Source organism: Oceanisphaera litoralis (assembly GCF_016907015.1).
Taxonomy (GTDB): Bacteria; Pseudomonadota; Gammaproteobacteria; order Enterobacterales; family Aeromonadaceae; genus Oceanimonas; species Oceanimonas litoralis.
The window spans coordinates 1-10,518 of sequence record NZ_JAFBBE010000038.1 but is presented as its reverse complement, the minus strand read 5'-3'; the positions used below and the strand labels follow the sequence as shown (position 1 = coordinate 10,518).

Annotated in this window: 6 protein-coding genes; all 6 read right to left on the bottom strand. The window is 53.7% G+C overall.

The features are described 5' to 3' along the window. Positions 1-91 precede the first annotated feature (91 nt). Genes HNR62_RS15775 through HNR62_RS15750 form a run of 6 tightly spaced genes read right to left on the bottom strand, consistent with a single transcriptional unit; the run spans position 92 to position 10,319 of the window. Positions 92-2,347, bottom strand: a complete 2,256-nt coding sequence (locus HNR62_RS15775) for a DEAD/DEAH box helicase family protein (protein ID WP_204797037.1) — start codon at positions 2,345-2,347, stop codon at positions 92-94. Further along, positions 2,344-3,030: a DUF4276 family protein gene (locus HNR62_RS15770; RefSeq protein ID WP_204797036.1), complete on the bottom strand. Its 687-nt coding sequence runs from the start codon at positions 3,028-3,030 to the stop codon at positions 2,344-2,346. Before HNR62_RS15770 ends, HNR62_RS15775 begins: the two co-directional genes overlap by 4 nt. Beyond that, positions 3,023-4,129: an AAA family ATPase gene (locus tag HNR62_RS15765; RefSeq protein ID WP_204797035.1), complete on the bottom strand. Its 1,107-nt coding sequence runs from the start codon at positions 4,127-4,129 to the stop codon at positions 3,023-3,025. The genes HNR62_RS15770 and HNR62_RS15765 overlap by 8 nt, the downstream gene beginning before the upstream one ends. A 9-nt stretch (positions 4,130-4,138) precedes the next feature. Then, complete coding sequence (locus HNR62_RS15760; RefSeq protein WP_204797034.1) at positions 4,139-6,247, bottom strand: site-specific DNA-methyltransferase; 2,109 nt, start codon at positions 6,245-6,247, stop codon at positions 4,139-4,141. A 26-nt stretch (positions 6,248-6,273) separates the two neighbouring features. Beyond that, positions 6,274-7,017, bottom strand: coding sequence for a DUF4391 domain-containing protein (locus HNR62_RS15755; protein WP_204797033.1), 744 nt, complete (start codon positions 7,015-7,017; stop codon positions 6,274-6,276). Continuing rightward, on the bottom strand, positions 7,017-10,319 hold the full coding sequence (locus tag HNR62_RS15750; RefSeq protein ID WP_204797032.1) for a helicase-related protein: 3,303 nt from the start codon (positions 10,317-10,319) through the stop codon (positions 7,017-7,019). The genes HNR62_RS15755 and HNR62_RS15750 overlap by 1 nt, the downstream gene beginning before the upstream one ends. Positions 10,320-10,518: the final 199 nt, after the last annotated feature.

Sequence of the window (10,518 nt, the reverse complement as noted above, 5' to 3'; positions counted from 1 at the left end):
GCGGCCCCCCGGCGCCGATCTGACTGATCTGCTGCCATGGAACGTCGCGCTGGATGCCGAGTAGGCACCGGTTTACCGGTTAATTAGCCGCTTACTTGTAAACGGCTTTTTTGTTGATCCGTGCCCACAGCGACTGGAATTCCTTTTTGTGGAAGTTGTCGTTGAGCGGGTTGGTTTTGGGCTTGCGGTCGTCTCCCATGTCCGGCAATGCAGCAGCGCTGAACACGCCATCGATAAGAGTAAGGATCTGATCCCGATAAGGCTCAAGTTCTGCCGGCAGCGCTGCCAGGCTGCCTTCGGCCTTGGCCGAATGATAGGCCGGGGCGATGGCGTCGTTATCGTCGGTATAATCGTTTTTCACCAGGTACCGGTAAATCTGCCGGGCCAGGTCGGCGGTGACTTCAACCTTGCCCTGGTCGGTAGTCATTACCTTGCCGGTGAAGTAATCCACATCGGCCTTGCGCGGACGGGCAGACAGTGACTCGCTGATTTCACGCTGCAAGTTGCCGACAAAGTCCTTGTAGCTTTCGCTGGCAATTACCGACAGCACATTGATGCTGTGAACAGTAGCTGGATTATCCTGGCGGTCACCGTGCTGGTTTACACACAGGCGCAGGCCCCGGCCCACTTCCTGACGGCGTGATATGGTGTTGTCGCTGTGCTTGAGCATGCACATCACGAACACGTTGGGGTTATCCCAACCTTCGCGTAGCGCCGAGTGAGAGAAGATAAAGCGAGTATCTTCCTCGAACGACAGCAGCTTTTCCTTGTCCTTCAGGATCAAATCATAGGCATCTACATCGTCGGATTGCCCGGCATCTTCGCCCCGGGCCTTGACGCTGGGATCCTTCAGCCGTTTGGTCTTCTTGTCGATAGAGAAGTAGCCGTTGTGGGTGCGATCCGGAGTGATTTTCTCCAGATAGTCCCGGTAGGCTTGGTTTTCCAGCGGCAGCTGAGACAGGTATTCATCTTTTATTTGCTGGTATTCTTGCTCGAAAATACGGGCATATTCGCCTTTATCGTCTTCCGCTTCGTAGTCCCGGTACTTGGCCACTTCGTCGATAAAAAACAGCGACAGCACCTTGATACCCTGGGCATGGAGTACCTGTTCTTTCTCGAAGTGGGCCCGAATGGTTTCGCGGATCTGAATGCGTCGAATGGTGTCTTCGGTCACGTCGCCGGTGGCTTCACCGGCCTGCAGCACATGGCCGTTAAGAAATTCTACGGTATCGCTGTTGGCGTCTATCTGGCTGACCACAAAGCCACGGTATTGCTCCAGCTCGTTGCTTTCGTCAAACAGGTTGTCACCGAGCTTCAGCCGTTTGATCACACGCTTGATGCCAGTACCCTGACGAACTTCCATTTCCACCCTTGCCACCGGTGCCTTTTTGGAGATCTCGATGGACTCCAGATACAGATAGGCGGTAGTGCCGGCCAGGCCCCTGACGGAAATGCCGCGCACGGCAATTTTCTTGACCAGCTTCTGGTTGTAGGCGTCAAGTGCATCCAGTCGGTGCACCTTGTGGTGCGTGGTTTTGTGGGTGGCGGAATAACGCAGCACCATCAACGGTTTGAATTTGGCCAGGGCGTCGAGGGTTTTTTGGCCTTCCATTTTCTGGGGTTCATCCAGGATCAGGATAGGGCGGTTGGCACTGATCACATCAATAGGACGACGGGACTGAAAATCATCCAGTGCTTCGTAAATACGGCGGTTGTCTTTACCGGCAGCGTTAAAGGCCTGAATGTTGATCACCATGACATTGATGCCGCTGTCGGACGAAAAGCTTTCCAGTTGGTGCAACTGCCTGGAGTTGTAGATAAAAAAGCGCGCCTTTTTACTGTAGCTTTCGGCAAAGTGCTCGGAGGTGATCTGCAATGACTTGTGCACCCCTTCGCGAATGGCGATGCTGGGCACCACCATGATGAACTTGCTCCAGCCATATTTCTGATTCAGCTCGAAAATGGTCTTGATGTAGCAATAGGTCTTCCCGGTACCGGTTTCCATCTCTATATCCAGATTGATATCGGATCCGGGGTGATAGCTGGCGGGCTTTGCCTTGCCGTTGGCGTCGTGATAGACCTTGAGCCCGGGGGAAAGGGGGAGGTTCTGGCCGCTTTGTACCTTGTGAAGGTTGTCCAGAATTTGCTGCTCGGTCAGCACCAGATCGGCGTTCTTGAAGCCATCCTGATCCGACAGATTCCAGCCAGCCTGGCCGTGCTTGTTGGTGGATACACCGGGATCGATACGGTAGTTCATGTTCGAGCTCAGTGGCTGGCCTACAAAACAGTCCACTACCGAATCTACCGCCTGGGTCTGATAGGGTTGAACCTTGAATTTCAGTTTCATGCCTGATCTCCTACCAGGGTTTCAAAATGGTGTATCCAGCGATGGAACAGCGGGCACTGTTCTCGTATACGGGCAATGCCAATCTGTTGAGCAATGGTGATGCCCTGAGTGGTTTTGGCAAACTTGCCGGTGGCAGACCAGTTATTCAGGCGCTTGGATGGGGCGGTTTGCGGACTGTTGTTAATGGCCTCAGGCTCGCCGCACGCACGCACCACCTTGGCCACTTCCTGCTCTGCTACTCCCAGTGCCCGGGCCAGAATGGCCGGCTCGCTGAACAGCAAGGCTTCAAACTCGTGCAGAGCCACAAAAGGTACAAATCGGCGATCGGCCTGCTGGGCGGAAAACAACTGTGACACCAGCTTGAGGGTGGCGTTATTAAGGCATTCGGCTATGTCCGTCGGGCTGGCCTGGGGCGTGACTTCATCCATCCCCGGCCATTCCCGCAGGCCGTAGTAATCCACAAAAGTAGTCACATAGGTGTCGGGGCGCTGCTTGAGGTGGGCTTCCAGATCGCGTCTGACCCGCTCAAAGCGCACATCACCGCCTTTTTGACCGGGCTTGGAAACCTGGGTCGCGTGCATGAAAATCATTTTGTTGGCGAGATAGGGGGCCAGAACAGATTCAATAAAGATCTGCTCGGTCTTGCCTTCGACAATGGCCACCACCTCGATGTAATCACTCATAAACCGGGCCCCCGACGATCACGTTTTTGATCCAGAGTTCGCCCAGTGAGTAGTTTTCCAGCCAGCTGGCATAATCCTGTTCGTTCAGGCGTTCAAAGGTGGAGGCACCGTCCTTACGCTTGACCACAACAATGTCTTCTACTGCAAACTGGTCGAGCAGGGCCGGCGACTGGGTGGCAACTATCACCTGAGTGCGGGTGGCTGCCTGCTGAATAAGCTCGGCCAGGATCACAATGGCTGCAGGATGCAGCCCTAGCTCGGGCTCGTCGATAATAATGGTGGCTGGTGGGTTAGGTTGCAGCAGGGCGGTGGCCAGGCAAATAAAGCGAATAGAACCATCGGAAAGGTGATAGGGCTGCATGGGGTAGTCGGAGCCCTTTTGCTGCCAGCTGATGTTGACCTCTTCCTTGGCGCCGCTGGTTCTGGGTTGCAGAATAAAGTCGTCAAAAAAGGGCGTAACCAGACGCACGGCATCCACAATGGCCTGATAATCGTTATGGTAACGTTTTTTCAGCCTGAGTAGAAAAGGACCTATATTGGCGGCATCGGTGCGCAGCACCCGGTTGTCTTGCACGATTTCATATTTGCGCATGGCGGCGGTGGCGCTGGTATCGTGAAAGTGGTAAATCTGCCAGGAGGAAATGGCGTCGTAAACCGGTTTGGAATAGCGAGAATCAAAGGTGTTCTGTTCTACCTCGGCTACCATCTTTGATTTGCCATCGTCGCTGTCACCCAGCAGCCACCAGCCACTTTGGCTGTGGCTGTAGTAGCGAGCTTCGTCTTCAATGGCGCAGCCGTCGCTGGGGGTGGGCACCAGGTTAAAGCGAAAGCCCCGGTCGCCAAAGCGGGCTTCAAAGGTCATTTTCTGGGTGACCTTGTTGCCGTTGAACAGCAGGTCGGTGGCACCGCCGTTATCGCGCACATAGCGGTTAAGGGTGCCGTCCATGAGGGCGCGCAGCATTTTAAAGAATGAAAGCAGGTTGCTTTTGCCGGCCCCGTTGGCCCCCACAATCACGTTAAGTGGACGCAGTTCAAAGTCGTTCAGCTCGCGAATGGACTTGAAGCCGCTGATGCTCAGCTTGTCTAAGGCACTTTTCATCACGACTCCTTAAATAGCCCGCACGTCGGTGCCGGGAGCCAGTTGCTTGAACATTTGCTCGGCGTTGATTTTAAGGCTGTCGGTGGCAAAGCCGTCGTCCCGGAACACCACCCGCAGCGGGGCCTGCTCGGCCAGGGCCTTGAGCAGATCTTCAGTGATATTGCGGTCAAAGCAGGCAACAAGAGCGCCATCGTCCACGTTGTAGACGGTTTTTCCGCACAGGCTGTCTTTGCGAATGGGTAACGTCAGGTCGATGCCCCAGTCCAGCAATACCTGGAACAGCAGGTCCTCTTCGGTGCGGTCCGGCTTGATATTGTCCACCAGCAGATCCAGGCTGCCCTGGCTGACCGCATCGGGGGAGTAGTAGATATCGGCCATATTGCTGGTATCTACTTTCAATACCCTGAAGCCGATATCCTGGTTCCAAGCAGGGTCACAAGGTTCATTGATAACTGCTGCTCCAGCTCTTCTAATACGCTCTTTTGAAACTTCAGAAAGCACTAAGGGCTTACCATGCTTCTTCATCATTTTGATCGCCGCTTGAACAGTCTTTTTAGCGGTTCCAGTGGTTGATGCTTCAGCTTCTTCCAAGCTTTCTGGCAACTGAACCATGATGAACTTGTGATTTGTCCCGTAGGTTGTATTGGCTTTCATTACAGCTTGAGCCGTACTTGCTGAGCCGGCAAAAAAGTCCATTATCAAAGCGGAACGGTCATTAGGGGTAACGTAATCAATGAGCTTTGCCAGCTCATCGTGGTCTTTGGGATTGGTAAATACCTTTGCATCCATAAGGTTGCGAAGATATTTTACGGAAACCTGGGATTGTTTATAGAAGTAGGAGCCACGTACCTGAGTAGCAAATTCAGCGTCCTCTTCACTGTTCTCACTACTGTCATCATCAATATCAGAACCAAACTGGTTTTCTTCTGTTTCACCAGGAATTGGGCGGATATGAGCCTTTCTGAAGGGGGGCTCAGAATGATCTTCACGAAACTCCACCAGCCCTAACTTGATCTGTCGTTGCATTTCATCAGAAGATGAATACCTCCAGCCTGCTTCAGGAACAGCACATGGCTTGCCCGTGACAGGATGGATAACATCATATCGAGGGCCGTCACCACCTGGCCAGGAAATATCACGATCTCTCCATGGACCATGCTTGTCCACGCGTTTGTAGCGGGCCCATTTTTTGGCCGGATGACCTTTCGGTAAGTCGGAGTACCATTTAGATATTGCTTCTTCCATGGCTTTGAAGTCACTGCCATGGATTTTTTGAAGCCTGAGAAACTCCTCCCATATGTCTCGAGCTCCCGGCTTTTCTTCTCGCCAAGACTCATTTTTTTCACGAAGTTGAGCAGTATTTTTTGCGAACACAAGCAAGTACTCGTGACCTACGGAAAAAAACTTAGCGTCATTCTTTCGGCCTTTCTCCCAAACCAGCTGTGCGATGAAGTTTTTTTCTCCAAAAACCTGGTCCATTAGCTTTCGCAAAGCAGCTTGCTCATAATCATCAATACTGATCATGATGATGCCATTATCCTTAAGCAGCCGTTTGGCTACGTTCAAGCGTGTGTACATCATCGACATCCAGTCAGAGTGATATCTCCCCCGGGTTTCTGGGTTTGCGATAAGTCGGTTTCCTTCATCACTTCTCTCACCAGTCATTTTCTCAAAGCTTTCTTTTGATGAAGAGAAGTCATCTTTGTAGATAAAATCTTTGCCTGTGTTGTAGGGCGGATCAATATAGATCATCTTGACCTGACCCAGATAGGTTTCCTGCAGCAGCTTCAGGGCATCCAGGTTATCCCCTTCAATAAAGAGGTTCTGAGTGGTGTCGAAGTTGACGCTGTCTTCCCGGCAGGGGCGCAGGGTTTTGGCAATGGGGGCATTGGCGGTGAGCAGTGCCTGGCGCTTGCCGGGCCAGTTGAGGTGATAGCGCTCCTGGGGGCCTTCCACGATGGAGTCGGACAGCTCTTGTTTGAGCAGATCAAAGTCTACCGCCAGACGCAGGTTGCCGTCCTGGGTACGGGACTCGGTGACGCAGTTGGGAAACAGCGCCCGAATTTTTTCAATGTTCTGCTGAGACATATCGGGGCTGTGCATCTTCAGTTGGTCCATTTTTTATCCACTCTGTTTATTTTTCATCAACAGTAACTGTCGGAGTTATTCAGGCCCTCAGGGGCGGTGAGTCCCTCGCTCTGGCTCAGGGTGCTCTGTTCGTGTTGCAGGGCCTTGAGCTCGCGGTGAAGCTCGACCTTGCGCTTGAATTGTTTTTCGGTGCCGATTTTTTTACGCAGCGTGGCTATCTGCTTGTCCAGCTTGCGTAGGCGGCCCAGCCGGGCAATGGCCTCGTCCATGCTTTCGCCGGCTCGTGCCGGAATGGGCAGCAGGCTGGCCAGCAGGACCTGGTAAAGACGCTCCATGTTAATGGCAGCGGGCAGGGCGCTGCGGGGCGTGCCGGCAGACATCCAGCCCGAGTCCAGGAATTCCGAACGCACCCAGCTGGCGGCATCGGCGGCGTTTTTACGCTTGTAGGCCGCCAGATAGCGCAGCTGCTGCCGGTCTTCCCCCAGAGTGCGCTGCAGCTCAAAAATAATGGGGAAGGGAATGGCCTTGTCAATGGCGGCCACCACGTCTTCGGCAAGGGTTTCCCCCTTTAGCTTGAGGGTAAACACCTGGATTTCCGTTACCGCTTCGGTCGCGGGCAAGTTTACCGTGTCGGGCGCGAGTTTGCAGGCCCAGATGATCTGCTCAAGCTCTTCCACAAAGCGGGCCTGCAGAGCACTGTTCACCGCAGCTTGTTGATAGAACCTGGTTTTTGGGATCACCTTGTCAAAGCGCGTTTGTGGCGGAAACTGCCAGCTATATGGCGTAAGAGGCTGTGTCATCAGGCAGTCTCCTGCGCTTGCACCACGATAAAGGCCAGCAGTTCAAAGTCGTCCAGCCCCTGAATGCGGTTGACCAAGGCTGAGGTGCTGCCGCTGCCACCGCCACCGCCAAACAGGCTGTCGATGTCTTTTTCTTCCTTCACTGCCATCATGCTGCCGATGGCCTGGCTTAGCAGCTCGGAATAGTGCGCCATGTTTTGCCCGTCTTGCGTTGTTTCGTTGAAGCGCCGGCACAGGGCATCAATAGGCTCTTGCTGGCCCTTACAGCAGGTGCGCAACAGATCGAGCAGCCGTTTTACGTCTATGTGGCTGGCCAGGGTATGGCCCTGCTCGCTGATGTAGACCAGGTAAAAGGGATGCAGTCGGTTTTGCTGATCTGTGGTCACGCTGTTGTTGAGGTTGCGCAGCGCAAAGATCACGCCGGGCTCCAACCCCAGTGCCGGGTTGGCGTGCACCAGGGCGTGCATGCCGCTGGGTTGGTTAAGGGGCTCGCCGTATTGCTTGACCAAGGCGAGCAAGTCCATGCGAAATTCATTCAGGCCCAGATCGGTAATGGACACGCCGGTTTTCAGATCTTCCAGTTCAATGACTTCTTCCTGCAGGCGCTTGAGCTGCTCCTTGCGGTAGGCCATGTCGTTGGCCTGGCTGCTGAGCACGTTGTCGTCGCCGGTGGCGGTAACGTCCACTATGGTCATGCGGCTTTCAACCCGCTCCTTGAGGTTGATGTACTCATCCAGGGAAATATCGGGCCAGTAGTTCACCAGCTGAATGCATTGGTTGGGCGAGCCGATACGATCCACCCGGCCAAAACGCTGCACAATGCGCACCGGGTTCCAGTGGATGTCGTAGTTGATGAGGTAGTCGCAGTCCTGCAGATTTTGCCCTTCGGAAATACAGTCGGTGGCAATCAGCAGATCTATTTCGGCCGGTTCGTCGGGCAGTACGCTGGCCTTTGCCTTGGACAGGGGTGAAAACAGGGTCAGCACTTCCTGAATGTCATAGCCCTTACGCCGTGTTTTCAGGGTGGTTTTGGGCAATCCGGTGCCGCCGGTGACCATGGCGGAATGAAGGCCGTGACTACTACGCAGCTCCGGTGCCAGCTGCTCATACAGGTAGCGGGCGGTATCGGCAAAAGCGGTAAAGATAATGACCTTGCGGTTGCCCGGGTTGATGGGGTTGGCCATTTTCTGTGCCAGATGTGCCTTGAGGTGTTGCAGCTTGGCGTCTTCGTCGGGGGTCACCTTTTCCATGACAGCAAGCAGGTCGGCGATTAATTCCTGGTCGCCCTGCATGTCTTGTTGCCAGGAGGTGAGATCCATGTCGGCCAGCTTGATTTTGATTTTGTTGCCAACTTCCATGTCGTGGTAGGACGGCAGCTCGTCTTCGTCTGCTTCTATGGCATCCAGGGCCTCCACCAGACTGCTGACCTCGGTTACGCCATCCCGCTGGTAGAACTCATCGATAATGCCCAGCAGTCGCTGGTGGTTGTCGTGCAGCGATTGCAGGGTACGGCGAAAGGCTTCGACGGAGCTTTCCAGCCGTTTAAGCAGGTTGGTGGTCATCAGTGCCACCAGGCTTTTTTCCCGGTCGGCCTGCTTCAGCTTGGCTCCGCCACCCGCTACCTCGGTGTCGTACATCTCTTCGTATTTTTTCAGCCGGCTGGGCAGTATGTAGCTGACCGGAGCATAGATGGACAGCTTGAGCTGCCGGAGCTGTTCAAAGATCTGGTTAAAGCCGAGCACGTCGTCTCGGGTGGTGAGCGGGCAATGGTAAGACAGTGGCTTGAGCCGCTCGGGAAAATGGCCGATGTCGGTGGTGTCGTAAAAGCTCTGAATGTGCTTGCGCGAGCGGGCGATGGTCACGCTGTCGAGCAGCTCGAAAAAATCAAAATCCAGCGCATCCAGTATGGCTCTGGCGGTTCTTTGCTCGGGCTCCAGCTTTGACCAGTTGTTAAACACGGCCTGGGCCTGGTTGAAGATCTGTTCAACGCTCTTAGTGGTATTCAGGTGTTTGGTCAGCTGGCTGGAGTCTCCTTCATAGGCCAGCGCCAGCTGGTTGCGCAAGTCGGTGAAGCGATTGTTGACTGGGGTGGCGGAGAGCATCAGAACCTTGGTTTTAACCCCTTCCCGAATGACCTTGTTCATCAGCTTCTGGTAACGGGTTTCCCGGTCTTTAACGGCATCGTTGTTACGAAAGTTGTGGGATTCGTCGATCACCACCAGATCGTAGTTGCCCCAGTTGATGCGATTGAGAGGAGTACCGAAAGACTCGCCGCTGGTGCGGCTGAGATCGGTATGGCAGAGCACATCGTAGCTGAACCTGTCTTTGGCAAAGATGTTGGTTTTGAGGTTGCGGTTGTAGTTCAGCCAGTTGTCGGCCAGCTTTTTGGGGCATAGCAGCAGCACAGACTTGTTGCGCAGTTCGTAGTATTTCATCACCGCCAGGGCGGTAAAGGTTTTACCCAGGCCCACGCTATCGGCCAGTATGCAGCCGTTGTAGCTTTCCAGTTTGTTGATGATGCCGGTGGCGGCGTCTTTTTGGTAGTTGAACAGCTTGTTCCAGATCAGGGTGTCCTGATAGCCGGTTCTGTCGTTGGGCAGCACGTCTTCATTGAGGTCGTCCAGAAACTCCCTGAAGATATTGTACAGCATGATGAAATAGATTTTCTCGGGTGAGTTTTCCTTGTATACCGATTCGATGTGCTGGCAGATGGTGTCTGTTACGTCCTGCAGTTTTTCCGGGTCGTTCCAGATTTGCTCGAACAGCGTCAGGTACTGGGCGGTGAACTCGGGCTGTTCCATTTTGTGGACAAAGTTGGAAACCGCATCGCCCTGCTGGTAACCCAGGTCCACGGCGGTAAAGCCGTTGATGGGGGCAAAAAGGGTGCTCTCGGCACCTTCGGAAACCACGGCGAAGGGCTGCATGGGGGCATGGGTGCTGTTCGATTTAAAGGTGGCTTTGCGCCGCATCCAGCTGGCACATTCCCGGGCGATGGCCTTTTGGGTCAGCTTGTTTTTAAGATGAATTTCAAAATCGGTGCCATAGAGGCTTTTTTCCCGCCCGGCCTTGGGAATGAAAAACTCCCGTTGTTCTTTTTTCAGCTTGTCGGTGACGCTATCGGCCACGAAGGTGGGGGAGGTGAAAACAAACTGCAGCGACTCAATATCCGACAGCTCTTTTTTGAGTGCCTCATAGGCGTAGATGGAGAAGCAGGATGCCGCTATCTTCAGCCTGGAACCGGGGGTGAGCGTGCCCTTCAGCTCATCACCCAGCAGGTGATTGATGTTGTCTATGATTTTCATGGTCTGGCTGCCCTGCCCGCACTGGTTATTTTTATTTGTATTAACTGGTTATCGTAACCAAGGAATTGTGAAAAGGACAAGTAAGTGGTGGTGTATTTAGTCAGTCATTCGTTAGTACTTAAGCTTGATTTTCTATTAATAAACAACAAGATGACATTACTCCAGTACAGGGTAAATACTCAAGCCCAATTGCAGTAAC